The organism is Kitasatospora sp. NPDC096128, from assembly GCF_040303105.1.
Taxonomy (GTDB): Bacteria; Actinomycetota; Actinomycetes; order Streptomycetales; family Streptomycetaceae; genus Kitasatospora.
The window spans coordinates 15,638-40,299 of sequence record NZ_JBEOSP010000060.1 but is presented as its reverse complement, the minus strand read 5'-3'; the positions used below and the strand labels follow the sequence as shown (position 1 = coordinate 40,299).

The window sequence follows — 24,662 nt, the reverse complement described above, 5'->3', positions numbered from 1 at the left end:
GTTGGCGGTCTGAAAATCACCCGTCACGCCCCTCTCCGCACCCACCCCCTCCACCGCCCCCTCCCGCAGCGCGTCCCTCTCGCCTGGGGCGGGTGGGGGGAGGGGGGTGGTTGGGGTGGTGGGTTGGTGCAGGGTTTATTGGTGCGGGCGCGGGGGCTTGCTCTGTGCGCCCGCGGAGGGTGTGGGGGTATGGCGAAGCCGCCGGCACCCTTGGGTGGGGTGGCGGCGGCTTCGGGGGGTGGTTAGGCCTTGCGGAGTTGGAAGGCGAGGCCGAGGGATTCGTCGGTGAAGGTCTGGGAGGTCCAGTCGGCTGCGCCGGCGGCGAAGTCGGTGGCGAGGACCTCTTCGGCGACGAGGGGGCCGTGTTCGGCGATGGCTTCGGCGGTTTCCTCGGAGGTGGCGCGCCAGCGGAGGGTGATGCGGTCGGCGACGTCGAGGCCGGAGTTCTTGCGGGCCTCCTGGATCTGGCGGATGGCGTCGCGGGCGATGCCGAGGCGCTTGAGCTCGGGGGTGATGGCCAGGTCGAGGGCGACGGTGGCGCCGGACTCGTTGGCGACGGCCCAGCCCTCGCGGGGGGTTTCGGTGATGATCACCTCGTCGGGGGAGAGGGTGATCGTCTCGCCGTTCAGGGTGACGGAGGTTTCGCCGGTGGCGCGGAGTTCGGTGGCGAGGCGGGCGGCGTCGGTGGCGGTGACGGCCTTGGCGACGTCCTGGACGCCCTTGCCGAAGCGCTTGCCGAGGGCGCGGAAGTTGGCCTTGGCGGTGGTGTCGACGAGGGAGCCGCCGACCTCGGCGAGGGATTCCAGGGTGGCGACGTTGAGCTCCTCGGCGATCTGCGCGCGCAGGTCGGCCGGCAGCTCCTCCCAGCCCTGGGCGGCGATCAGCGCGCGGGAGAGCGGCTGGCGGGTCTTGACGCCGGACTCGGCGCGGGTGGCCCGGCCGAGTTCGACCAGGCGGCGGACCAGGGCCATGTGCCGGGAGAGCTCGGTGTCGATCAGGGCCTCGTCGGCCTCGGGCCAGGTGGCCAGGTGGACCGAGGCCGGGGCGTCCGGGGCGACCGGGACGATGAGGTCCTGCCAGACCCGTTCGGTGATGAACGGGGTGAGCGGGGCCATCAGGCGGGTGACGGTCTCCAGTGCCTCGTGCAGGGTGGCGAGCGCGGCGGCGTCGCCCTGCCAGAAGCGGCGGCGGCCGCGGCGGACGTACCAGTTGGAGAGGTCGTCGACGAAGCCGGAGAGCAGCTTGCCGGCGCGCTGGGTGTCGTACGCCTCGAAGGCCGCGTCGACCTCGCGGACCAGGGTGTTCAGCTCGGAGAGCACCCAGCGGTCCAGCTGCGGGCGGTCGGCCGGGGCCGGGTCGGTCGCGGAGGGCGCCCAGTTCGAGGTGCGGGCGTACAGGGCCTGGAAGGCGACGGTGTTCCAGTAGGTGAGGAGGGTCTTGCGGACCACCTCCTGGATGGTGCCGTGGCCGACCCGGCGGGCCGACCAGGGCGAGCCGCCGGCGGCCATGAACCAGCGGACGGCGTCGGCGCCGTGCTGGTCCATCAGCGGGATCGGCTGCAGGATGTTGCCCAGGTGCTTGGACATCTTGCGGCCGTCCTCGGCCAGGATGTGGCCCAGGCAGACGACGTTCTCGTAGCTGTTCTTGTCGAACACCAGGGTGCCGACCGCCATCAGCGTGTAGAACCAGCCGCGGGTCTGGTCGATCGCCTCGGAGATGAACTGCGCCGGGTAGCGCTTCTCGAACAGCTCCTTGTTCTGGTACGGGTAGCCGTACTGGGCGAACGGCATCGAGCCCGAGTCGTACCAGGCGTCGATGACCTCGGGCACGCGGGTGGCGGTGCCGCCGCAGTCGCGGCAGGCGAAGGTGACCGCGTCGATGTACGGGCGGTGCGGGTCGAGGGCGCTCTGGTCGGTGCCGGTGAGCTCGCTGAGTTCGGCCAGGGAGCCGACGCAGGTGAGGTGGTTCTCCTCACAGCGCCAGATCGGCAGCGGGGTGCCCCAGTAGCGGTTGCGGCTGAGCGCCCAGTCGATGTTGTTGTTCAGCCAGTCGCCGAAGCGGCCGTGCTTGACCGTCTCCGGGAACCAGTTGGTGGCCTCGTTCTCGCGGATCAGCGCGTCCTTGACGGCGGTGGTCCGGATGTACCAGGACGGCTGCGCGTAGTAGAGCAGCGCGGTGTGGCAGCGCCAGCAGTGCGGGTAGCTGTGCTCGTACGGCAGGTGGCGGAAGAGCAGGCCGCGCTCCTTGAGGTCCGCGACCAGGGCCTCGTCGGCCTTCTTGAAGAACTGGCCGCCGACCAGCGGGACCTCGGGGGCGAAGGTGCCGTCGGCGAGCACCGGGTTGACCACCGGCAGGCCGTACTTGCGGCAGGTCGCGAGGTCGTCCGCGCCGAAGGCGGGGGACTGGTGGACGATGCCGGTGCCGTCCTCGGTGGTGACGTAGTCGGCGTTGAGGACGTAGTGGGCGTTCTCGATCTCGACCAGGTCGAAGGGGCGGCGGTAGGCCCAGCGCTCCATCTCGGCACCGGTGAAGGACTCGCCGGTGGCCTCCCAGCCCTCGCCGAGGGCCTTGGCGAGCAGCGGCTCGGCGACGACCAGCTGCTCGGTCCCGTCGGTGGCCACCACGTAGGTGACCTCCGGGTGGACGGCGGCGGCGGTGTTGGAGACCAGGGTCCACGGGGTGGTGGTCCAGACCAGCAGGGCGGCGCGGCCGGCCAGCGGCCCGCTGGTCAGCGGGAAGCGGACGAACACCGAGGGGTCGACCACGGTCTCGTAGCCCTGGGCCAGCTCGTGGTCGGACAGGCCGGTGCCGCAGCGCGGGCACCAGGGGGCGACCCGGTGGTCCTGGACCAGCAGGCCCTTGTCGAAGATCTGCTGGAGCGACCACCAGACGGACTGGACGTACGACGGGTCCATCGTCCGGTAGGCCTCGTCGAGGTCGACCCAGTACCCCATGCGGGTGGTCAGCTCGGCGAAGGCGTCGGTGTGGCGGGTCACCGAGTCGCGGCACTTGGCGTTGAACTCGGCGATGCCGTACGCCTCGATGTCCTGCTTGCCGGAGAAGCCGAGCTCCTTCTCGACCGCCAGCTCGACCGGGAGGCCGTGGCAGTCCCAGCCGGCCTTGCGGGCGACGTGGTAGCCCTTCATGGTCCGGTAGCGGGGGAAGACGTCCTTGAAGACGCGGGCCTCGATGTGGTGGGCCCCGGGCATGCCGTTGGCGGTCGGCGGGCCCTCGTAGAACACCCACTCGGGGCGGCCCTCGGACTGCTCCAGGCTGCGCTGGAAGACCTTGTTGTCCTGCCAGAAGGAGAGGATCTGGTGCTCGAGGGCGGGGAGATCGACCTGTGCGGGGACGGGGCGATAAAGAGGAGCCGCGCGCAGCGCGTCGTCGGAAGGGTGGTGGTGGGTGACGGGTTGGGAGTTCATCGCGGGCGTCTACCTCCGGCGGATACTGGGACTGGATCCTCCGGAGGGACGAGACGGCCTTCGCCGACCCGCGGTACCACCCTCCTTGGCCGCGGTGCTGCGTTGCGGCCCTCTTGTTTGGGCTTGCTGCCGGGTCTAGTGGGCCGCCGTGGTGGCGTCCGTTCTTCCGGCGGCTCCGGGGTGATCTTCCCGTCGCGCACACCCCCGGGCTCGCACCGTCCCCGGGTCGCTGGTGGCTGCGTACGTCGGTACTCGTCCCATCTGCGCCTTGCAGGGCCAAGTGTATCGGCCGGGCGAGACGGTTTGTCCAAGGGGATTCGGGGGAGTGTGCCCCGGGAGTGCTGTTTGGGCAGGTCGGCGGGGGCGGTTAGGCGGGGGTGAGGTGGGCACAAGTCTGTCAGCGCGGGGCGTGGCGGCTGGGGCGGCTGCCTGGGTGGGATCATCCTGAGGCACCGGTATGTCATGTTGTGACCGGTTTTGATCGGGATTATCGTTCCGGCACTGGAAGCCGCCGGGAACCGGCGGCTCGGTTCGTTCGTAGATGGGGTCGAAGCCATGGCTGAGAAGGCAACCGGCGCGGGTACCGCCACGAAGCGGGCACGCAAGGCCGTGGCGGCCGATCCAGGGGAGGGGACCGTGACCACTACCGCACCTCAGAACACGAGTACCGACACCGTCACCGTGCCGCGCGGCGCGGAGTCGGTCGACCCGGCCACACTGCCGGTCCGGCCGGGTGAGGACCCCTGGACCACGGAGGAGGTCCACGAGCTGCACGACGAGCTGATCAGTGACCTGGAGCGGCTGCGCGGTGAGATCGAGGCCGCCGAGGCGGCCATCTCCGGCCTGATGCGCGACTCCAACGACGGAGCCGGCGACGACCAGGTGGACGCCGGTACGAAGAACATCTCGCGGGAGAGCGAGCTGGCGCTGGCCAACAACGCGCGGGACAGCCTCGCCCAGACCGAGCGGGCCCTGGAGCGGCTGGAGGGCGTCGGGTTCGGCACCTGCGAGTCCTGCGGACAGGCCATCGGGAAGGCCCGGATGCAGGCCTTCCCCCGGGCCACGCTGTGCGTGCAGTGCAAGGCGAAGCAGGAGCGACGCTGAGGGGAGACCCGAAGCGCGGCGTCGAGGGGCGCCGGTGGTAAGAGGCAGCGACGGCAAGAGGCGGTAACGGGGCGACGGGGTCGGGGGTCCGGGGCGACGCCAGGAGGCGGGCTTGCCGTACGCTCGACCCCGTAACCTCGCCTGACCCGTCGGTACGGACGCGGTCAGGCCCTCACCGGCTCACATCGGCAGCGGAGCGGATCATCAGTACGCAAGGTTCCCCCCAGACCCGGGACGACGCCGTCCCGAACCCCGCCGATGGCGTGGAGGTGACCGTGGCCGAGTCCACCGGGCCGGTGGAGCCGGCCCCCGCGGACGCGGACGGCGGGGTGGCTGCCGCGGGCGGTGCCACCGCGGTGGAGAAGCCCAAGGGCCCGCGCCGGGTCGGGGTGCTGCTGGTCGTCGCGGTCCTCGCGTTCCTGATCGACCTCGCCAGCAAGCTGCTGGTCGTCGCCAAGCTGGAGAACCACGCGGCGATCAAGGTGATCGGCGACATCGTCACCCTCCAGGTGATCCGCAACTCCGGCGCCGCCTTCGGCATGGGTCAGGCGCTGACCGTCGTCTTCACCATGATCGCCTCCGCCGTCATCGTGGTGATCTGGCGGATCGCCCGCCGGCTGTACAGCCTCCCGTGGGCGATCGCGCTCGGGCTGCTGCTCGGCGGAGCCCTCGGCAACCTCACCGACCGGCTGTTCCGGGCGCCGGGGGTCTTCCGCGGCCACGTCGTGGACTTCATCTCGGTCCAGCACTTCGCGGTCTTCAACCTCGCCGACTCGGCCATCGTCTGCGGCGGCATCCTCGTGGTGTTGCTCTCCTTCCGGGGCAGCAACCCGGACGGGACCGTCCACCAGCAGGCGGAGAAGAGCGGGAAGTAGGCCCTCGGCCGTAGACCTCGGGCGCCGGCCGGAGCAGCGAGGGGGAAGGGGCGCGGCGCCTTTCCGGCATACTCGTACGGGTGAGTACCGCAGCGCAGATCCGCAGCCTCCCCGTACCCGACGGCCTGGAGGGCGAGCGCCTCGACGCCGCCCTCGCCCGGATGTTCGGCTTCTCCCGGACGAAGGCCGCCGAGTTGGCCGCCGAGGGCAAGGTGACGCTCGACGGCGCCGTGGCCGGAAAATCGGACCGGGTGACCGCCGGCTCCTGGCTGGAGGTCGAGATCCCCGCCCCCGCCGCCCCGGTGCAGATCGTGGCCGAGCCGGTCGAGGGCATGCGGATCGTCCACGACGACGACGACATCGTGCTGATCGACAAGCCGGTCGGCGTCGCCGCGCACCCGAGCCCCGGCTGGACCGGCCCCACCGTCATCGGCGGGCTCGCCGCGGCCGGCTACCGGATCTCCACCTCCGGCGCCGCCGAGCGCCAGGGCATCGTGCACCGGCTGGACGTCGGCACCTCGGGCCTGATGGTCGTCGCCAAGTCCGAGCGGGCCTACACCGACCTCAAGCGGCAGTTCCACGACCGGATCACCGACAAGCGCTACCACACGCTGGTCCAGGGGCACCCGGACCCGCTGAGCGGCACCGTCGACGCCCCGATCGGGCGCCACCCCAGCGCGGACTGGAAGTGGGCGGTGACCCGCGACGGCAAGCCGTCCGTCACCCACTACGACCTGATCGAGGCGTACCGGGCGGCCTCCCTGATGGCGATCAAGCTGGAGACGGGCCGCACCCACCAGATCCGCGTCCACATGTCCGCGCTGCGCCACCCCTGCGTCGGCGACCTGACGTACGGCGCCGACCCGACGCTGGCCAAGCGGCTCGGGCTGACCCGGCAGTGGCTGCACGCCGTCTCGCTCGGCTTCGAGCACCCGGCGGACGGGCAGTGGGTCGAGTTCAGCAGCGAGTACCCGGCCGACCTGCAGAAGGCGCTGGACATCATCGCGGCGGAGAGCTGAGATGACGGTCCCCGTGCGGGTCGCCGAGGGCGAGGCGGACCTGGAGCTGGTGCGGGCGATCCGGCGCGAGGTGTTCGTCGTCGAGCAGAACGTGCCGGAGGAGCTGGAGTACGACGAGTACGACGCGACCTCGGTGCACGTGCTGGCCGTGGATGCGGACGGGACCGGGCTCGGGACCGGCCGGCTGATCTTCGGTGACCAGGCGCGGAAGCTGACCGGGGGCGTCGAGGGGAGGGTGCTGCTCGGGCGGCTCGCGGTGGTGGCGGCGGCCCGGGGGACGGGGCTCGGGGCGGACCTCGTCCGGGCGATCGAGGCGGCCGGGCGCGAGCGCGGGGCCGTCGAGGTCGAGCTGCACGCGCAGGTGCAGGCGCTGGGGTTCTACGAGCGGCTGGGGTACGTGGCGGAGGGGCCGGTGTACGACGATGCCGGGATTCCGCACCGGACGATGACGAAGGTGCTTTAGCGCGCGATTTCCCCGCGCCCCTTTCGGGGCGTGGGGATTTCTGTGTTCGGGGGCAGGGGGTCAGCCTTCGGTGGTGCGGAGGCGGGGGAGGGCGTGGGGGTGCTCGTCGCGGAGGTGGGCGATGAGGTGTTCGCGGATGTCGAAGCGGAGCTGGGCGGCGTCGTCGGGGGTTCGGGCGGTCATGGTGGCGCGGACGACGATGGTGCTGGGGGTGGTGTCGGTGACGTTGAGAGCCCATTCCTGGCCGTCCCACAGCGGGTGCTGTTGCAGGCGGGTGTGCAGGGCGGTGCGGAGTTCGTCCACGGGGGTGCTGTGGTCGAGGTGGAGCAGGACGGCGGCGAGCAGGCCGGGGTCGCGGCGGGTCCAGTTCTCGAAGGGCTTGTTGACGAAGTAGGAGACCGGGACGATCAGTCGGCGGTAGTCCCAGAGCCGGACCACCAGGTAGGAGAGGGTGATCTCCTCGACGGTGCCCTGCTGGCCGTCCACCACCACGGTGTCGCCGATCCGGACGGTGTCGCCGAAGGCGATCTGGAGGCCGGCGAAGAAGTTGCCCAGGGTGCTCTGGGCGGCGATGCCGGCCACGATGCCGATCAGGCCGGCCGAGGCGAGCAGGCTGGCGCCGATGGTGCGCATGGTGGAGAAGGTCAGCAGCATCACGGCGAGGGTGACCACGACGATCACCGCGCTGACCACCCGGCGCAGCATGCTGATCTGGGTGCGCACCCGCTGCACCCGGGACGGGTCGTCGGTGACCGCCTCGTAGCGGCGGAGCAGTGCCTCCAGCACGGCGGCCACCACGCGGACGGTGAGCCAGCCGAGGGAGGCGAGCAGGAGCAGCATGACCAGGTGGCGGGAGCCCTCGTCCTCGGTCAGGTGGAAGATCCGCTTGAGCGGGTTGATGGCGAGCAACAGGGCTGAGGCGACGGCGAGTTGGAGCGGGATCCGGCAGCGGCGGAGCAGAGCCCAGACCGGGGCCTCCGGGTGGCCGGCGCTGATCCGCTGGAGGGCCTGGTCGACGGTCCAGCCGACCGCGAGGGTGGCGGCGACGGTGGCGAGCAGGGTGATCAGCGGCCAGAGCACGGGACCTTCTCGGGGCGGGGGAGAGTCGGGTGAGCCGTACGATACCGGCGCTCAACGGGCTTAACCGGGTGAAATGGGGTGGCGGCTTTATCGGACGCCTACCCGTGCGGCGGATACGATCTGCCCCCATGGAGTTCGGTAGGGCATGGCGTCGGTGGCGCGGCCGGGGAACGTCGGTGCGGCGCAGGCTGCTGGCCGGGGCGGTGGCCCTGGTGGCGGTCGCCGGGGTCGGCACGGTGGCGGTGGCGTCCGGCGGTGAGCAGGCGGTCCATCAGGAGGATCGTTTCCTCAGCATGCCGGAGACGCCCGGCAGTGCTCAGCAGGTCCAGTTGGACACCTCCTTCTTCACCACCGGCACCAGTCCGCGACCCGCCGTCCTGCTCGCGCACGGCTTCGGCGGCTCCAAGGAGGGCGAGCGGGACCGCGCCCAGCAGCTGGCCCGGCAGGGCTACGCGGTGCTGACCTGGTCCGCGCGCGGCTTCGGGCACTCCGGCGGGAAGATCGGGCTGAACGCGCCCGACCGCGAGGTCGAGGACGTCAAGCACCTGGTGGACTGGCTCGCGCAGCGCCCCGAGGTGCAGCTGGACGCACCCGGTGACCCGCGGGTCGGGATCACCGGGGCCTCGTACGGCGGGGCGATCTCGCTGCTTGCCTCGGCCTACGATCACCGGATCGACGCGGTGGCCACCCAGATCACCTGGTGGAACCTGGCCGACGCGCTGTTCCCGCAGGGGGTGCAGGACTCGGGCGCGGCGGACGGCGTGTTCAAGAAGCTGTGGGCCGGGATCTTCTTCACCACCGGTTCGGCCGGGGACCTGGGGCCGTCCGGCGGTGCGCCGCGCAGTGGGGCCACGGCCGGGAGCGACGCCGAGCCGGCCGCGGCGGCCGCCGACGGGCAGGTGGGCTGCGGGCGGTTCCTGGACTCGCTCTGCCAGATGTACGACCGGGTGGCGACCGCCGGGCACGCCGACCCGGAGGCCGTCGCGCTGCTGGACAAGTCCAGCCCGTCCTCGGTGGCGGCGCAGCTCAAGGCCCCCACCCTGGTGGTGCAGGGGCAGCAGGACTCGCTGTTCCCGCTCGACCAGGGCGACCGGATCGCCCGGGCGGTCGCGGCCAACGGCGCGCCCGTCTCGGTGGACTGGTTCGCGGGCGGGCACGACGGCGGGACGGACACCAGCGCCCGGGTGGACGACCGGGTCACCGCCTGGTTCGACCACTACCTGAAGGGGCGCGGCAACGACACCGGGCCGCAGTTCCGGGTGACCAGGACCGGCGGGGTCGACTCGACCGGTTTCCAGGCCGTGCTGCGGGGCGCCGACGCTGACCGGTACCCGGGGCTGGGGGGCACCGGTTCACGCTCGATCGAGCTGACGGGCGGGGAGAAGCCCGTCGCCAATCCGCCCGGCGGGGCGCCGCCGGGGATCTCGACGCTGCCGGGGATCGGCGCGCTGAGCCAGGCGGCCTCGCTCGGGGCCGGGCTGTCCCTGGACTTCCCCGGGCAGAACGCCGCCTTCGAATCGGCGCCGCTGGAGAAGTCGCTGCACCTGACCGGGCAGCCGACCGTCCCGGTGCGGGTGAAGGCCGACCGGCCGGACGCGGTGCTGTTCGCCAAGCTGTACGACGTCGGGCCGGACGGCAAGGCGGTGCTGCCGCAGCAGCTGGCGGCCCCGCTGCGGGTGACCGGCGCGGACGCGGAGGCCGGGCAGACGGTGACGGTCCGGCTGCCCGTCGTGGACCACGACTTCCCGGCCGGGCACCGGCTGCGGCTGGTGCTGGCGTCCACCGACCTGGCGTACGCCTCGCCGGCCGAGCCGGCCGCCTACCGGGTGGCGGTGGCCGGGGCGCTCACCGCGCCGACCGTCGGGGAACTGGTCACCGAGGCGGCGCCGCTGCCCGCGCGGACCTGGATGCTGCCGGTGGGCGCCGTGGTGGTGGCCGCCGGGCTGGTGCTGGTGCCGCTGGTGCGGCGGCGGCGTGCGGCGGGCGGTGGGTTGTCCGGGCCGTCCGGGCTGTCCGGGCCGGAGTTCGATCCGGAGCTGGCCGGGGTGCCGCTGGTCATCAGTGGCCTGAGCAAGCGCTACAAGGGCTCCCAGGACCGGTACGCCGTACGGGAGTTGGGCTTCCGGGTGGAGCGGGGCCAGGTGCTCGGCCTGCTCGGCCCGAACGGGGCGGGCAAGACCACCACGCTGCGCATGCTGATGGGGCTGATCCGGCCCGATGCCGGGGAGATCCGGGTCTTCGGGCACCTGATCCGCCCCGGGGCGCCGGTGCTCTCACGGGTCGGGGCCTTCGTCGAGGGCGCGGGCTTCCTGCCGCACCTCACCGGGCGGGCCAACCTGCGGCTGTACTGGCAGGCCACCGGGCGGCCGGAGGCCGACGCCCGCTTCGACGAGGCGCTGGCGATCGCGGGGCTCGGTGAGGCGCTGGACCGCGCGGTGCGGACGTACTCCCAGGGCATGCGGCAGCGGCTGGCCATCGCGCAGGCGATGCTCGGGATGCCGGACCTGCTGATCCTGGACGAGCCGACCAACGGGCTGGACCCGCCGCAGATCCGCGAGATGCGCGAGGTGATGATCCGGTACGCGGCCGCCGGTCGGACCGTCATCGTGTCCAGCCACCTGCTGGCCGAGGTCGAGCAGAGCTGTACGGACCTGGTGGTGATGGACCGCGGGCGGCTGGTGACGGCCGGGCCGGTCGGCGAGATCGTCGGCGCCGGTGAGCTGCTGATGATCGGCGTGGCCGCGGGCTGCGACCCGGAGTCGGTGGTCGAGAAGGTCGGCGCGCTGGCCGGGGTCGGCTCGGCGGAGGCCGTCGAGGGCGGGCTGCTGGTCCGGCTGGACGGGCTCGCGGCGAGCGAGCTGTTGGCGGAGCTGGTGCGGCTGGGGGTGCCGGTGGAGAGCGCCGGACCGCAGCGGCGCCTGGAGGACGCGTTCCTGTCGTTGATCGGAGGTGCGGCGTGAGCGCCACTACCACGGACCATGCGCAGGGGTACCGGGCGAGCCGGACCCTGCCGCTGCGGGTCGAGGCGATGCGGCAGCTGCGCCGGCGGCGCACGCTGGTGATCGGCGGAGTACTGGCGGCGATGCCGTTCGTCATCCTGGCGGCGTTCCAGATCGGCGGCACTCCGAGCCGTCCGGACCGGACCACCTTCATCGACCTGGCCACCGCCTCGGGGGCCAACTTCGCCGTCACCATGCTGTTCGTCGGCACCGGCTTCATGCTGGTGATCCCCGTCGCGCTGTTCTGCGGGGACACCGTGGCCTCCGAGGCCAGCTGGTCATCGCTGCGCTACCTGCTGGCGGCGCCGGTGCCGCGGGCGCGGCTGCTGGCGCGCAAGTTCGCGATCGGGCTGGCGTTCTCGGCGGTCGCGATCGTCATGCTGCCCGCGATCGGGCTGGTCGTGGGCACGGTGGCGTACGGGTGGGGGGACTTGAAGCTGCCCGCCGGGGCCAGCCTGCCGGCCGGGGAGGCGCTGCCCCGGATCGCGATCGCGGTGGCGTTCGTGTTCCTGAGCGAGCTGGTGATCGCGGCGTTGGCGTTCTGGCTGTCGACGGCGACGGACGCGCCGCTGGGGGCGGTCGGCGGGGCGGTGTTCCTGTCGATCATCACCGGGGTGCTGGACGCCGTCACCGCGCTGGGCGACCTGCGGGAGTGGCTGCCGGCGCACTGGCAGTACGCCTGGGCGGACGCCCTGCAGCCGCAACTGGAGTGGGGCGGCATGGTGCAGGGGGTCTCGTTGTCGCTGTCGTACGCGGTGGTGCTGTTGGCGCTGGCGTTCCGCGGGTTCGCGCGCAAGGACGTGGTGTCGTAGCGGTGGGGCGGCCGGCCGGGGTGGGGCTTCGGGGAGTGGGGCTCAGGGCAGGGCGGGGGACCGGTTTCCGGACAGGGCGGTGAAGAGGAGTCGCCACAGCGGGTCCCCGCCGGGGGTGCGGGTGCCGTCGGTCTGGTCGGTGTCCTGGGTGCCCTTGCTGTCCTCGGTGTTTTCGGGGCGGGTGTTCAGCTGCCCGCGGATCACGATCAGCAGCAGCTCGGCGACCAGGGGCGGGCAGTGGTCGGGGAAGCCGCTGTCGCGCTGGGCCCGGCGGACCAGGTCGGTCAGGGCGACGTGCATCTCGGCGAGGACGTTGTGGGGGGACTGCGCCAGCTCGGGGCAGTCCACGGCGAGCCGGAGGGCCGCGCGCAGCCGGATGTCCGAGCGCAGCCGGTCGGCGAAGCCCACCACGATGCCTTCGAGTGCCCGGGCGGCGTCGGCGTCCGGGGCGTCGTGCTCGGCCCGCAGGCTCGTCCAGGTGGTCCGGGACTCCTGGATCAGGGCCCGCGCGAGTGACGCCTTCGACGGGAAGTGGCCGTAGAGCGCGCCCTTGGTCATGCCGATGCGGTCGGCCACGGTGTTCAGCGTGGTGCTCTCGTAGCCCTGGGCGGCGAAGATCTCGGCTGCCGCGGTCAGGACCTTCTCGCGTGTGCGGCGCGCCCGTTCCTGTTTTGCCATGCCCCTGCCCTCCGTCGTCGGCGACAGCTCATACATACCATCGGGATGGAATGTTGTTGCAAAGCTGTCCTTCTGAGGGAGGGCTGGTTCGGCGGGGCGTGCCGCGGCTTGTCGTGAGGGCGGCGGGAAACCTACCTATAGGAAGGAATCTTGCGAACGCCTGTGCGGTGTCGGGGTGGTCGGCGCGCCCTGGGGACGGACCGTCAGGACCGGTCGGTCGCCTCGCGCCCGGCGGTCAGGACCACCAGGCCGCCGAGGACGGCCAGGCCCAGCAGGACGGCGCCGAAGACCGTGGCGCCGGTGGTCAGGCCCACTGCGTCGCTGAGGTAGCCGGCCGAGACGGGCAGGAGGCCGGCCGGGAGGTAACCGCCCACGTTGAGCGCGGCGTTGGCCTCGGCGAGGCGCTGCGGCGGGACGCCGGCGTTGAGCAGTGACAGGCCGCCGAGCTGGCCCATGCCCTGGCCGGCGCCGGCCAGCAGGGCGGCGAGGACCAGTGCCGCCAGTGTCCCGGTGTGCACGGCGACGACCAGGGTGACCATGCTCAGCGCGGTGGCCGTCGCACCGGCCGTCAGAACGGCACGGCGGCGCAGCCGCTGGACGGCGAACTGCACCCCGGTCGCGGCCAGGAACATCCCGAAGGCCATCGCGCCGGCGAGGGTCCGGTCGGTGCTGCCGAGCAGGCCGGACAGCAGCGAGGGGCCGAGCGAGAGCATGAATGAGGTCGCGGTGATCCCGGGTGCGAACACTGCGATGCCGAGGGCGAGTTGACGGCCGTTGCCGCGTGGTACGCCGGGCACCCGGAGCCGGCCGCCCCGGCCGCGGGGCTCCGGGCGGCGCACCGGCATCCGCAGCACGACCAGCACCGCGCCGGCCAGCAGCACGGCCTCGACCGCGAAGACGGTACTGGTCGGCGCGGGCGCCAGCTCGGAGAGCAGTCCGGCGAGCAGCGGGCCGAGCCCGGCGCCGAAGACCATCGCGCAGGAGGCGAGCAGGGCGGCGAGCCGCTTGCGCTCGGGCCCGGCGACGTCGGTCACCGCGGCCATCCCGGCCGAGACGACGGCGCCGACCGCGATGCCGGTGAACAACCGCGCCGCGATCAGCGCGGCGACGCCGGTGGCCGTCCCGAAGATCAGGCAGGCGGCGAGCCCGAGCCCCAGGGCGGGCAGGAGGACGGGCTTGCGGCCGATCCGGTCGGAGAGCACGCCGGAGACCAGCAGCGAGCCGATCAGGCCGACGATGTAGAACGCGAACACCACGGTCAGGGTGCCCTTGGAGAAGCCGATGTCGTGCTGCCAGAGCACATAGAGCGGGGTGGCGGCGTTGGACAGCACGAAGACGGCGGTGACCGGCCAGGCGGCCAGCCAGATCCACCACAGGGGGGTGGCGGCGGGTGCTCGGGTGTCGGCCCCCATGGTCTCGGCGGTCCGGGTGGCGTCCGGGGTGGGGCTGGTCCTGGCGATGGGCATGACGGGTCCCTCCCGAGGTGTGCTGCGGGCTCCGCAGCTGTACGAGTTGAGTCGAACTTAGCATCCAGTACGATTGGAGTCGTACTTGATTCCGGGATTGCGGTCCGGGGTCGTGTCATCGGCGATCGACCTTGCCGAGCTGAGGAGTTGAGGAGTTGAGGACTGTGCCCAGGTCCATGCCCGGGTCCATCGGCGCCACCGGCGCACCCGCCGTCAGGGCGCTCCCCGAGCCGCCCGGCCTGCCCGAACCGCTGCCCGAGCCGGGCCGCGACCAGCTGCGGCTGGAGACCGTACTGGGCGCGCTCAGCGACCCGCTGCGGCTGACGATCGTCCGCAAGCTCCTGCTGGAGTCCGAGGACTACGACCACTCCTGCGGCTGGTTCGGCCTCGACCGGCCCAAGTCCTCGCTCACCCACCACTTCAAGGCGCTGCGCGAGGCGGGGGTCACCCGCCAGCGCCAGTACGGGCTGGAGCGCCGCAGCCAGGTGCGGGTCGAGGACCTCGACGCCCGCTTCCCCGGGCTGCTCGACCTGGTGGCGGCCTGGACTCCGCAGGGCTGACCGGGGCGGCCCGGGGCGGGGGTTCCGGTGTGGGGGCTTTGCGGCCGGGTGCGGGATCATGGGTGGGTACCCCCGCACCCGTTCGCCGAAGGACCCGAAACCGTGGCCCAGATCGTCCTCTTCCACTCCGCCAACGGCCTGAGCCCGGCCGTCCGGGCCGCCGCCGACCGGCTGCGCGCCGCCGGGCACACCGTGCACACGCCGGACCTGTTCGAAGGGCGCACCTTCGACGACGCCGAGGCCGCGCAGGCCTTCCAGGAGGAGATCGGCGGCGGGGACGAACTGCTGCGCCGCGCCGTCGCCGCCTCCGCTCCGCTCTCCGAGGGCGGGCTGGTGTACGCCGGGTTCTCGCTCGGCGGCGCGATCGCGCAGAACCTGGCGCTCGCGGACGAGAAGGCGCGCGGGCTGCTGCTCCTGCACGGCACCTCGGACCTGCGCGAGGACGCGGTGACCTCGATCCCCGTCCAGCTGCACATGGCGGAGCCGGACCCGTTCGAGCCGGAGGACTGGCTGAACGCCTGGTACCTGCGGATGCTGCGGGCGGGCGCGGAGGTCGAGGTGCACCGCTACCAGGGCGCCGGGCACCTGTTCACCGACCCGGACCTGGACGACTACGACGCGGAGGCCGCCGAGCGCGCCTGGGCGGCGGCGCTGGACTTCCTGGCGGACCTTGAGGCGTAGGGCGGCCTCTCCTCCGGCCCTGGCGCCCGCCCCGCCCGTGCCGTTCGCCGGCCGGCCGCGTGGGGTCGGGCGGCGAACGGGGTCAGGGGCGGGCCGGGCCGCGGCGGGGGAGGGTCTGGCTGTAGACGACGCTGGTGGTGGTGGAGCCGAAGCCGGCCAGTGAGTCGACCAGGCTCTCCAGGTGCTCCATGGAAGTCGCGGCCACCTTGAGGGTGTAGCAGTCCTCGCCGGTGGTGCGCACGCACTCCAGGATCTCGCGGCGTACCGAGAGCAGGTGGTGCAGCGGCTGGTGGCGGTTGCCCGGGTACTTGAGACGGACCACGGCGAGCACCGGGTAGCCGACCTTGGCCAGGTCGACGGTGGCGTGGTAGCCGGTGATCACGCCCAGCGACTCCAGGTTCCGCACCCGCTCGGTGGTGGCGGACGGGCTGAGGTTGACCCGGCGGCCCAGCTCGCTGAGCGAGATCCGGGCCTCCTGCTGGAGCTGGTCGATGATCGCCCAGTCGGTTTCGTCGAGGTTCACGGCCATTCTGCGAGATTACCGGGAGAATCACGGCTGAGAGCCGCTTCTGCCGTGATCATCGGGTTCCGGCCCGGATGCGGCCGGGAATAGCCTCGTGGCATGCAACTTGGCGTCAACGTACCGAACTTCGGACCCGGGACCGACCCGGGCGTGCTGCGCGACTGGGCGTGGGTGGTGGAAGGCCTCGGGTTCGACCTGCTGATGGTGTCGGACCACGTCGCCGTGACGGCGGACGTGGCCGCACGCTACCCGGAACCCTTCTACGACCCCTTCGCCACCCTGTCCTGGCTGGCGGGGGTGAGCGACGGGCGGCTGCGGCTGGGCACCACCGTGTTGGTGATGCCGTACCGGCACCCGCTGGTGGTGGCCCGGATGGCGAGCAGCCTGCACCGGCTCAGCGGCGGGCGCTTCGTGCTCGGGGTCGGGGTCGGCTGGGCGCGGCAGGAGTTCGAGGCGCTCGGAGTGCCGTTCGGCGCGCGGGGGCGGCTCACGGACGAGTACCTGCGGGCGGTGCGGGACGCCTGGGTGCAGCAGGGCAAGGGTGCCGCCGCTCCCGTGTGGGTCGGCGGCCACAGCGAGGCGGCGATGCGGCGGGTGGCCGAGTTCGGCGACGCCTGGCACCCGCTGCGGTTGTCGATGGCCCAGATGCGGTCGGTGCTGGAGCGCCACGAGTTGCCGGGCTTCGCCCCGCGGATCGCGCTGCGGCTGACCGAGGCGCCGCTGGGTGACCCGGACCGGCCCGCCGGGACCGGCGACCTGGAGCAGATCATCGGTGACCTGCGGGAACTGCGCGCACTCGGCGCGGAGGCCGTGGTGGTGGACCCGTACCATGCCGACCCGGAGGAGACCCGTCGGCCCGAGACCGCGTGGCGGGCCCTGACGGCCGTGGCCGAGGAGTGGAGGAGGACGTCGTGATCACGACTGCTGACGAGGCGCTGCTGCGGCGCGCGATCGGGATCGCGGCGCGGGCCGTGGAGTCGGGCGACGCGCCGTACGGGTCGCTGCTGGCCGGGTCGGACGGGACGGTGCTCGCCGAGGCGCACAACACCGTCCGGCGGGACGACGACATCACGGCGCACCCGGAGTTGAAGCTCGCCCGGTGGGCGGCCCGGGAGCTGGACGCGGAGACGGCCGCCCGCACCACCATGTACACCAGCTGCCAGCCGTGCGGCATGTGCGCGGGGGCGCTGGTCCGGTCGGGCATCGGGCGGGTCGTGTACGCGCTCGCGACCGAGCAGTTGGTCGGACTCAACCCGGCGTCGGGGGACTGGCCGGTGGTGGCGCAGGAGGGGCCGGCGCTGTTCGATGAGGCGCGGGTGCCGATCGAGCTGTACTACCAGGGGAGTTGAGGCGGGGGTCGAGCGGGCGGCCCCTCGGAGGTGGGAGGGGCCGCCGGGGTCGGTCAGTTGTCCTGGTTGTCCTGGTTGTCGCGGTTGGACGGGGAGCCGGTGCTCGTGGGCGTCCCGGAGCTGCTCGGGTCGGGCTTCGGCGGGACCGGGTCGGGGATGTCGGCCATCGGCAGGGACTGTGCGGGCGTGCCGCGCAGCGCGTCGTTCATGGCGTCCCGCCAGATCGGGCCGGGGCCGTCGGCGCCGAACACCTCGGTGTGGGGTGTCCCGTTGATGGTGATGTTGCGCATCTCGACGCCGCCGTCGGGGCCGCCGAGCCAGACCGCGGCCGCCAGCTGCGGGGTGTAGCCGCTGAACCAGGCGGCCTTCTTGTGGTCCGAGGTGCCGGTCTTGCCCGCGATCTGCCGGTAGTCGTCCAGGTGGAGCTTGGAGCCGGTGCCCGATTTCTCGGTCACCCCGTTCAGGATGGTGTTCATCGCCCGGGCCGTCGAGTCGGAGAACGCCTTCTCGCAGTGGCCGGCCGGGACGGGGACGTCCTTGCCCTCCACGGTGCTGATCCTGGTGATGGCGACGGGGTCGCAGTGGGTGCCCTGGGCGGCGAAGGTCGCGTAGACGTTCGCCATGGTCAGCGGGCTCATCTCCTCGACGCCCAGCGCCATCGCCGGGACCTCCTCCAGGGGCTTGCCGCTGGCCTTGCGGGTGATGCCGAACTTGTTGGCCATCTGCTTGACCGCGCAGAGGCCGATGTCCTGCTCCATCTGCACGAAGTAGGTGTTGACCGAGAGGGCCATCGCCATCTTGAGCTGGTACGGGCCCTTCTCGCTGGCGGACTCGTTGGGCACCGTCGTCCTGGGGCGGGCCTCGTTGCGCCACGTCCCCTCGCAGGTCTTCATCGTCGGGTACTCGATCTCGTGCGGCGCCTTGTACTCCTGGGTCGGCGGCAGGCCCGCCTCCAGGGCCGCTGCCGCGACGATCGGCTTGAAGGTGGAGCCGGGCTGGAAGCCGGTGCCGCCGCCCATCGCCAGGTCGACGTTGAGGTTGACCATGGTCTGGTTCTTCTCCTTCGCCAGACCGTACGGGCGGGTCTGGGCCATCGCCACGATCTTGCCGGTCCCGGGCTCGACCATGGTCGTGGCGGCGGAGACGGTGTCGGTGACCAGCACGTTGCCGTTCACCGCGCTCTGGGCGGCGGCCTGCTTGTCCGGGTCCAGGGTGGTGTAGATGTTCAGGCCGCCCTTGTCCCAGAACTTCTTCCGCTCCTCCGCGCTCTTGCCGAAGGCCGGGTCCTGCTTGACCACGTGGCGGACGTAGTCGCAGAAGAAGCCCATGCCGGCCTTGGCGGTGATGCAGCCGTTCTGCGGGTCCTTGTACTTGAGGCCCAGCGGGGCGGCCTTCGCCTCCTTCGCCTGGTCGGCGGTGATGTGCCTGTTCTCCAGCATCTTGTCGATGACGGTGTCCCGGCGCTTCTGTGCCGCCACCGGGTGCAGCTTCGGGTCGTACTGGGCCGGGTTCTGGACCAGGCCGGCGAGGGTGGCGGCCTCCGCGACGGTCAGGTCCTTGTTGCTCTTGCTGAAGTAGCGCTGGGAGGCGGCCTCCACGCCGTAGGCGCCGTTCCCGTAGAAGGTGATGTTGAGGTAGTTGGTGAGGATCTGGTCCTTCGGCAGCTCCTCGTCCAGCTTGATCGCGATCTTGAGCTCCTGGATCTTGCGGCCCAGGGTCTTGCGCTGCGCCTCCTTGACGGCGTCCTTGTCCTCGCCGGCGTTCTCCACGTTGACGTTCTTGACGTACTGCTGGGTGAGGGTGGAGGCGCCCTGGGATGTGGTGCCGCTCTCCGCGTTCTTGCCGAGCGCGCGCAGGACGCCTTTGAGGTCGACGGCGCCGTGCTCGTAGAAGCGGGCGTCCTCGATGTCGACCTGGGCGTGCCGCATGAAGGGCGACATCTGCTCGGCGGTGAGGACGGTGCGGTCGCGCTCGTAGACCTTGGCGATCAGGCCGCCCTTGGCGTCGAAGATCTGGGTGGCCTGGGTGAGCGGCGGGGTCTTGAAGTCGTCGGAAATGTCGTCGAAGCCCTCCGCGGTGCTCTTGGCGGTCAGCCCGACGCCGCCGGCGACCGGCAGCACGAGGCCCGCCAGCAGCACCCCGGAGACGACGCTCACACCCAGGAAGGTCGCACCGAAACGGGCCAGCCGGAGCGGCGAGTTGCGAGCCGGACGGGCATCCGTGTCATCGGAGGAATTCCGTATCGGCGAGAGTTTCGATTCCATTCCGGAATGCTAACCCTCGCTCCTTGCTGGTCGAACGACTTTTCGCGCGGGACTGTCACGGCTGTGCAACAGATGGGGGAGGTGTGCTCGAAAAGGAAAATCGCATACGAACTGAATGAATACGGGGGTAATTCGCTGGTGCGTACTCGATTCGACGCCCCGGCGGGCGCGGCCTCCCCCTCCCGTGTCCCCCTCCCACCACCTTGATGCGGTGGGAGGGGCGAAACGTTGCGCCCGCGCCGAGGGAGGGTCGTCCCCGTGTCCGGTTCAACGGGATTCGGGGGGCGGCGCGTTCACGACGGTGGGCCCGGCGTCGGTCAGGCGGTCTGCACGACGGTGTTCTGGCAGGCGTGCAGGAGCCAGCGGCCGTTCGGCTCGCGGGACATGACGTACAGCGGGGTGCCCTCGGAGTCGCCGTCGGCGTGGTGATAGGCCTGGCGGACCTTGACGGCGGCGACGTCCGGGCGGAGGAACCGGACGTGGGCGACTTCGTAGCCGACCTCGCCGTCCCAGTCGGCGCGGGGGAGGACTTCCCGGGTGAAGGCGGCGATCGCGTCGAGGCCGATCAGGACCTTGCCGTGGGCGGTGGTCCACAGGGCGTCGGGGTGGAAGAGGGCGAGGAAGCCGTCGGCGTCCTTGGTCCGTTGGGTGTGCTCGACGGTGGCGACGACCTCGTGGATGGCGCGGAGGTCCTGGTCGCGGGTGGTTTCGGTGGTCATGGGGCCACGTTCACACCTCAAGTCGGCTTGAGGTCAAGGCCGTTCGGGCCGTTCGGGCCCCGGCGGGTGGGGGCGGTGAGGGCCGCGGGACGATGGGGGTGTGGCAGAGCGGAGATACGAGTACGCACCGGCGGGGTCGCTGCCGGGGTTGTTGCAGCGCGGCCGGGGCCTGGGCGCGCTGATGGCGGAGGAGGACCCGGAGGCCGCCGCCGAGCTGGTGTACGGCTGCGTCCGGTGGGAGTGGCGCTGGGACCGGCGGATCGACGAGCGGCACCTGTACCTGGCACGGCTGATCCGGGACCTGGAGCTGCCGCTCGGCCCGGTCATCGAGGTGCTGGCCGGGGACGAGGACGCCTGTGAGCGGGCGACCCGGGTGCTGGGGCTGCTCGCGCTCAGTGGCTCGGTCGAGGCCAGGGAGGCACTGCGGGCGTACGTCCGGGACGGCGAGCACCGGCTGGGTGTCCTGGAGTCGGTGGCCGAGGCGCGGCCGCGGGAGTGCTGGGGGGACCTGGCCGAGCACGACGAGGAGCAGGACGTCCCGGCGCTGGTCGCCGAGTTGGAGCGGGACTGGGCGGCCCGCACCTGGTGCGGGCCGCTGCACCTGGCGCGCGGGCTGACGCGGTTCGGCCCGAAGGCGGGCGAGGCGGTCTCGCTGCTGCGCCGGTTCTGGCTGCACACCCCGCACTCGTACGAGCGGGCCGCGTACCTGGAGGCGCTGGCGGCGGCCGGGTCTGCGGGCATGCCCCAGGCGTACACCGAGTCGCTCTGGGACTGCGAGGCGGACGCCCGTCTCCTGGGTGTCCGGCACGCCCCCGACGCCCCCCACGTCAGGGCCCGCCTGGCCTACCTCCTGGACGACCCGATCGAGGTGCCGGAGGTCAGGAACGCCGCCGGGGAACGGCTCGCCGGTCTGACCTGAGGACCCCCGCCGGGGGCGGGCGGGCTAGAGTGGACGCGTGAACGCGTGAGTGATGGTCCGGACCCCGAGAGGCGTTCCGGGCCACCTCCATTTCCAGGGCTTCTCCCCCTGTGACGACCGTGTTCGCCGGCCCGCCAGATCAGCACCAGAGCCTCCGGAGGCCCCGCCTTGAGCGATCAGCCGTTCGCGCATCTGCACGTCCACACCGAGTACTCGATGCTGGACGGTGCCGCCCGGCTGAAGCAGATGTTCAAGGAGGTCGAGCGGCTGGGGCAGACCCACGTCGCGATGACCGACCACGGGAACATGTACGGCGCCGCCGAGTTCCACCGGCAGGCGACCGACGCCGGGATCACGCCGGTGATCGGCATCGAGGCGTACGTGGCCCCCGAGTCCCGCTCCAACACCAAGCGCATCCTGTGGGGCCAGCCGCACCAGAAGCGGGACGACGTCTCGGCGTCCGGTGCGTACACCCACAAGACCATCTGGGCCCGGAACAAGGAGGGCCTGCACAACCTCTTCAAGCTGACCTCGCGCTCCTACGCCGAGGGCTGGCTGGTGAAGTGGCCGCGGATGGACAAGGAGCTGATCTCCGAGCTGTCCGGCGGCCTGATGGCCACCACCGGCTGCCCCTCCGGCGAGGTGCAGACCAGGCTGCGGCTGGGCCAGTTCGACGAGGCGGTGAAGTCCGCGGCCGACTACCAGGACATCTTCGGCAAGGAGAACTACTTCCTGGAGCTGATGGACCACGGTCTCGACATCGAGAAGCGGGTCCGCGACGGGCTGCTGGAGATCAGCAAGAAGCTGAACATCCCGCCGGTGGTCACCAACGACTCGCACTACACCACCGAGGCCGACGCCGGCGCCCACGACCTGCTGCTCTGCGTACAGACCGGCAAGAACCTCTCGGACCCGGACCGCTTCCGCTTCGACGGCACCGGCTACTACATCAAGTCCGCCGCCGAGATGTACGCGCTGGACTCCTCGGACGCCTGGCAGGAGGGCTGCCGCAACAGCCAGCTGCTGGTCGCCTCCCGGGTCGACACCGAGGGCATGTTCAAGTTCAAGAACCTGATGCCCCGGTTCCCGATCCCGGAGGGCTTCGAGTCCGAGGCGGACTTCTTCAAGTCCAAGGTCTGGGAGGGCATGGACTGGCGCTTCCCGGACGGGTACGACGAGGAGCACAAGAAGCTCGCCGAGTACGAGATGGACACCATCATCCAGATGGGGTTCCCGGCGTACTTCCTCGTGGTCGCCGACTTCATCATGTGGGCGAAGAGCCAGGGCATCGCGGTGGGCCCGGGCCGCGGTTCGGCGGCCGGTTCGCTGGTCGCGTACGCGATGGGCATCACCGACCTCGACCCCATCCCGCACGGCCTGATCTTCGAGCGCTTCCTCAACCCCGAGCGCGTCTCCATGCCCGACGTCGACATCGACTTCGACGAGCGCCGGCGCGGTGACGTGATCCGGTACGTGACCGAGAAGTGGGGGTCCGACAAGGTCGCCATGATCGTCACCTACGGCACCATCAAGGCGAAGGCCGCCATCAAGGACTCCTCCCGGGTCCTCGGCTACCCGTACGCGATGGGCGACCGGATCACCAAGGCGATGCCGCCGGACGTCATGGGCAAGGGCATCCCGCTGTCCGGCATCACGGACAGCAGCCACCCCCGCTACAGCGAGGCGGGCGAGATCCGCGGGCTGTACGAGAACGACCCGGACGTCCGGAAGGTCATCGACACCGCGCGCGGCATCGAGGGCCTGATCCGCCAGCCCGGCGTGCACGCGGCCGGGGTCATCATGTCCGCCGAGCCGCTGACCGACCACATCCCGGTCTGGACCCGGCACACCGACGGCGTCACCATCACGCAGTTCGACTACCCCACTTGTGAGGGCCTCGGCCTCCTCAAGATGGACTTCCTCGGACTGCGCAACCTGACGATCATGGACGACGCCGTCAAGGCGATCGAGCGGAACAAGGGCGAGAAGATCGAGCTGCTCAAGCTGCCGCTCGACGACAAGCCGACCTACGAACTCCTCGCCCGCGGCGACACGCTCGGCGTCTTCCAGCTCGACGGCGGGCCGATGCGCTCGCTGCTGCGCCTGATGAAGCCCGACAACTTCGAGGACATCTCCGCCGTCCTCGCGCTGTACCGACCGGGCCCGATGGGCGTCAACTCCCACACCAACTACGCGCTGCGCAAGAACGGGCAGCAGGAGATCACCCCGATCCACCCGGAGCTGGAGAAGCCCCTGGAGGAGGTGCTCCGGCCCACCTACGGCCTGATCGTCTACCAGGAGCAGGTGCAGAAGGCCGCGCAGATCCTGGCCGGCTACTCGCTCGGCCAGGCCGACCTGCTGCGCCGCGCGATGGGCAAGAAGAAGAAGGAGATCCTGGAGGCGGAGTTCGTCCCCTTCCAGAAGGGCTGCCGCGAGCGCGGCTACTCCGACGCGGCCATCCAGGCGGTGTGGGACGTCCTCGTCCCCTTCTCCGGCTATGCGTTCAACAAAGCGCACACCGCCGGGTACGGGCTGGTCTCGTACTGGACGGCGTACCTCAAGGCCAACTACCCGGCCGAGTACATGTCCGGCCTGCTCACCTCCGTCAAGGACGACAAGGACAAGTCGGCGGTCTACCTCAACGAGTGCCGCAAGATGGGCATCCAGGTGCTGCCGCCGGACGTCAACGAGTCGGACTCGGACTTCACGCCGCACGGCAGCGACACCGTCCGGTTCGGCCTGACCGCCATTCGCAACGTCGGCGGGCCGGTGGTCGAGTCGATGATCCGCACCCGGAAGGCGAAGGGGAAGTTCACCTCCTTCCCGGACTTCCTGGAGAAGGTGGAGTCGGTGGTCTGCAACAAGCGGACCGTCGAATCGCTGATCAAGGCCGGGGCCTTCGACTCGCTCGGGCACACCCGCAAGGGCCTGAGCGCGCAGTTCGAGCCGATGATCGACAACGTCGTCGGGGTGAAGCGCAAGGAGGCCGAGGGGCAGTTCGACCTCTTCGGCGGCGACACCGCCTCGGACGAGCCGAGCTTCGGGCTGGACGTCGTCTTCTCCGAGGAGGAGTGGGAGAAGTCCTTCCTGCTCACCCAGGAGCGGGAGATGCTCGGCCTGTACGTCTCCTCGCACCCGCTGCACGGCATCGAGCACGTGCTCGCCGACAAGGCGGACTGCGCGGTCGCGGACCTCGCCGAGCGGCCGGACGGGACGATCGTCACCATCGGCGGCATCATCTCGGGCCTCCAGCGGAAGATGACCAAGCAGGGCAACGCCTGGGCGATCGCCACCGTCGAGGACCTGGCGGGCTCGATCGACTGCATGTTCTTCCCGGCCAGCTACCAGCTGGTCTCCTCCCAACTCGTCGAGGACGCCGTGGTGTTCGTGCGCGGCAAGCTGGACAAGCGGGAGGACGTGCCGCGGCTGATGGGCATGGAGCTGTCCGCCCCGGACCTCTCCAACGCCCACGCCGAGGCGCCGATCACCATCAACATCCCGACCGGGAAGGTCACCCCGCCGCTGGTCGCCCGGCTCAGTGAGGTGCTGACCCACCACAAGGGCACGACCGAGGTGCGGGTGCGGCTGGAGGGGCGCACCAGGACGACGGTGCTGCGGCTGGACCGGCACCGGGTGAAGTCCGACCCGGCGCTGTTCGGGGACTTGAAGCAGCTGCTCGGGCCGAGCTGCCTGTCGGTCTAGGGCAGGGGAGCGTGGGCAGCCGGG

General features: G+C 71.4%; 19 protein-coding genes. 12 read left to right on the top strand and 7 right to left on the bottom strand.

The annotated features are described in order from the left end of the window. Positions 1 to 242 precede the first annotated feature (242 nt). Positions 243 to 3,425, bottom strand: a complete 3,183-nt coding sequence (gene ileS / locus ABTY61_RS37850; RefSeq protein WP_350509741.1) for an isoleucine--tRNA ligase — start codon at positions 3,423 to 3,425, stop codon at positions 243 to 245. A 636-nt stretch (positions 3,426 to 4,061) separates the two neighbouring features. Here ileS and ABTY61_RS37845 point away from each other — a divergent pair. The 4 genes from ABTY61_RS37845 to ABTY61_RS37830 all read left to right on the top strand — a co-directional run bounded on the left by ABTY61_RS37845 (position 4,062) and on the right by ABTY61_RS37830 (position 6,886). After that, positions 4,062 to 4,529: a TraR/DksA family transcriptional regulator gene (locus tag ABTY61_RS37845; protein ID WP_350509740.1), complete on the top strand. Its 468-nt coding sequence runs from the start codon at positions 4,062 to 4,064 to the stop codon at positions 4,527 to 4,529. Positions 4,530 to 4,804: 275 nt separating this feature from the next. Next, positions 4,805 to 5,404 (top strand): signal peptidase II, encoded by a 600-nt coding sequence (lspA, locus tag ABTY61_RS37840; protein ID WP_502895499.1) that lies wholly within the window; start codon positions 4,805 to 4,807, stop codon positions 5,402 to 5,404. Positions 5,405 to 5,484: 80 nt separating this feature from the next. Next, positions 5,485 to 6,423, top strand: a complete 939-nt coding sequence (locus tag ABTY61_RS37835; RefSeq protein WP_350509739.1) for an RluA family pseudouridine synthase — start codon at positions 5,485 to 5,487, stop codon at positions 6,421 to 6,423. 1 nt (position 6,424) lies between these two features. Then, positions 6,425 to 6,886, top strand: a complete 462-nt coding sequence (locus ABTY61_RS37830; protein WP_350509738.1) for a GNAT family N-acetyltransferase — start codon at positions 6,425 to 6,427, stop codon at positions 6,884 to 6,886. Positions 6,887 to 6,946: 60 nt separating this feature from the next. On the opposite strand, the gene ABTY61_RS37825 is transcribed toward ABTY61_RS37830, so the two are convergent. Continuing rightward, entirely contained in the window at positions 6,947 to 7,966 is a 1,020-nt protein-coding gene (locus tag ABTY61_RS37825) for a mechanosensitive ion channel family protein (RefSeq protein WP_350509737.1), read from the bottom strand. Between the two features lie 128 nt (positions 7,967 to 8,094). Between ABTY61_RS37825 and ABTY61_RS37820 the strand changes: the two genes are divergently transcribed. Both ABTY61_RS37820 and ABTY61_RS37815 read left to right on the top strand, forming a co-directional pair. Continuing rightward, positions 8,095 to 10,926, top strand: a complete 2,832-nt coding sequence (locus tag ABTY61_RS37820) for an alpha/beta fold hydrolase (protein WP_350509736.1) — start codon at positions 8,095 to 8,097, stop codon at positions 10,924 to 10,926. Beyond that, positions 10,923 to 11,777, top strand: a complete 855-nt coding sequence (locus ABTY61_RS37815; protein WP_350509735.1) for an ABC transporter permease — start codon at positions 10,923 to 10,925, stop codon at positions 11,775 to 11,777. Before ABTY61_RS37820 ends, ABTY61_RS37815 begins: the two co-directional genes overlap by 4 nt. A gap of 42 nt (positions 11,778 to 11,819) precedes the next feature. On the opposite strand, the gene ABTY61_RS37810 is transcribed toward ABTY61_RS37815, so the two are convergent. Both ABTY61_RS37810 and ABTY61_RS37805 read right to left on the bottom strand, forming a co-directional pair. Then, complete coding sequence (locus tag ABTY61_RS37810; RefSeq protein ID WP_350509734.1) at positions 11,820 to 12,455, bottom strand: TetR family transcriptional regulator; 636 nt, start codon at positions 12,453 to 12,455, stop codon at positions 11,820 to 11,822. 203 nt (positions 12,456 to 12,658) lie between these two features. Beyond that, positions 12,659 to 13,921 carry an MFS transporter gene (locus ABTY61_RS37805; RefSeq protein ID WP_502895498.1) on the bottom strand — a complete coding sequence of 421 codons (1,263 nt, stop codon included), beginning with the start codon at positions 13,919 to 13,921 and terminating at the stop codon, positions 12,659 to 12,661. A 176-nt stretch (positions 13,922 to 14,097) separates the two neighbouring features. Between ABTY61_RS37805 and ABTY61_RS37800 the strand changes: the two genes are divergently transcribed. Then, positions 14,098 to 14,481, top strand: a complete 384-nt coding sequence (locus ABTY61_RS37800; RefSeq protein ID WP_350509733.1) for an ArsR/SmtB family transcription factor — start codon at positions 14,098 to 14,100, stop codon at positions 14,479 to 14,481. A 102-nt stretch (positions 14,482 to 14,583) separates the two neighbouring features. Next, entirely contained in the window at positions 14,584 to 15,162 is a 579-nt protein-coding gene (locus ABTY61_RS37795) for a dienelactone hydrolase family protein (protein ID WP_350509732.1), read from the top strand. A gap of 82 nt (positions 15,163 to 15,244) precedes the next feature. Here ABTY61_RS37795 and ABTY61_RS37790 read toward each other — a convergent pair whose 3' ends face one another. After that, on the bottom strand, positions 15,245 to 15,691 hold the full coding sequence (locus ABTY61_RS37790) for an Lrp/AsnC family transcriptional regulator (RefSeq protein ID WP_350509731.1): 447 nt from the start codon (positions 15,689 to 15,691) through the stop codon (positions 15,245 to 15,247). A gap of 93 nt (positions 15,692 to 15,784) precedes the next feature. Here ABTY61_RS37790 and ABTY61_RS37785 point away from each other — a divergent pair, with 93 nt between their 5' ends. Next, positions 15,785 to 16,600, top strand: coding sequence for an LLM class flavin-dependent oxidoreductase (locus ABTY61_RS37785; protein ID WP_350509730.1), 816 nt, complete (start codon positions 15,785 to 15,787; stop codon positions 16,598 to 16,600). Continuing rightward, positions 16,597 to 17,034: a nucleoside deaminase gene (locus tag ABTY61_RS37780; RefSeq protein ID WP_350509729.1), complete on the top strand. Its 438-nt coding sequence runs from the start codon at positions 16,597 to 16,599 to the stop codon at positions 17,032 to 17,034. Before ABTY61_RS37785 ends, ABTY61_RS37780 begins: the two co-directional genes overlap by 4 nt. 53 nt (positions 17,035 to 17,087) lie before the next feature. Here ABTY61_RS37780 and ABTY61_RS37775 read toward each other — a convergent pair whose 3' ends face one another. Together ABTY61_RS37775 and ABTY61_RS37770 are read right to left on the bottom strand one after the other, a co-directional pair. Next, positions 17,088 to 19,190, bottom strand: a complete 2,103-nt coding sequence (locus ABTY61_RS37775) for a transglycosylase domain-containing protein (protein WP_350509728.1) — start codon at positions 19,188 to 19,190, stop codon at positions 17,088 to 17,090. A gap of 425 nt (positions 19,191 to 19,615) precedes the next feature. Then, entirely contained in the window at positions 19,616 to 20,017 is a 402-nt protein-coding gene (locus tag ABTY61_RS37770) for an SgcJ/EcaC family oxidoreductase (RefSeq protein WP_350509727.1), read from the bottom strand. A gap of 100 nt (positions 20,018 to 20,117) precedes the next feature. Between ABTY61_RS37770 and ABTY61_RS37765 the strand changes: the two genes are divergently transcribed. Further along, positions 20,118 to 20,936 carry a hypothetical protein gene (locus ABTY61_RS37765; protein ID WP_350509726.1) on the top strand — a complete coding sequence of 273 codons (819 nt, stop codon included), beginning with the start codon at positions 20,118 to 20,120 and terminating at the stop codon, positions 20,934 to 20,936. 168 nt (positions 20,937 to 21,104) lie between these two features. Beyond that, positions 21,105 to 24,638: a DNA polymerase III subunit alpha gene (gene dnaE / locus ABTY61_RS37760; protein ID WP_350509725.1), complete on the top strand. Its 3,534-nt coding sequence runs from the start codon at positions 21,105 to 21,107 to the stop codon at positions 24,636 to 24,638. Positions 24,639 to 24,662 lie beyond the last annotated feature (24 nt).

Bases quoted from the DNA above. Each gene is read 5' to 3' on its own strand.
- ABTY61_RS37800 (WP_350509733.1), top strand. From the start codon at position 14,098: ATGCCCGGGTCCATCGGCGCCACCGGCGCACCCGCCGTCAGGGCGCTC.
- ABTY61_RS37805 (WP_502895498.1), bottom strand. From the start codon at position 13,921: ATGCCCATCGCCAGGACCAGCCCCACCCCGGACGCCACCCGGACCGCC.
- ileS (WP_350509741.1), bottom strand. From the start codon at position 3,425: ATGAACTCCCAACCCGTCACCCACCACCACCCTTCCGACGACGCGCTG.
- ABTY61_RS37820 (WP_350509736.1), top strand. From the start codon at position 8,095: ATGGAGTTCGGTAGGGCATGGCGTCGGTGGCGCGGCCGGGGAACGTCG.
- ABTY61_RS37810 (WP_350509734.1), bottom strand. From the start codon at position 12,455: ATGGCAAAACAGGAACGGGCGCGCCGCACACGCGAGAAGGTCCTGACC.
- ABTY61_RS37830 (WP_350509738.1), top strand. From the start codon at position 6,425: ATGACGGTCCCCGTGCGGGTCGCCGAGGGCGAGGCGGACCTGGAGCTG.
- ABTY61_RS37790 (WP_350509731.1), bottom strand. From the start codon at position 15,691: ATGGCCGTGAACCTCGACGAAACCGACTGGGCGATCATCGACCAGCTC.
- ABTY61_RS37770 (WP_350509727.1), bottom strand. From the start codon at position 20,017: ATGACCACCGAAACCACCCGCGACCAGGACCTCCGCGCCATCCACGAG.
- ABTY61_RS37785 (WP_350509730.1), top strand. From the start codon at position 15,785: ATGCAACTTGGCGTCAACGTACCGAACTTCGGACCCGGGACCGACCCG.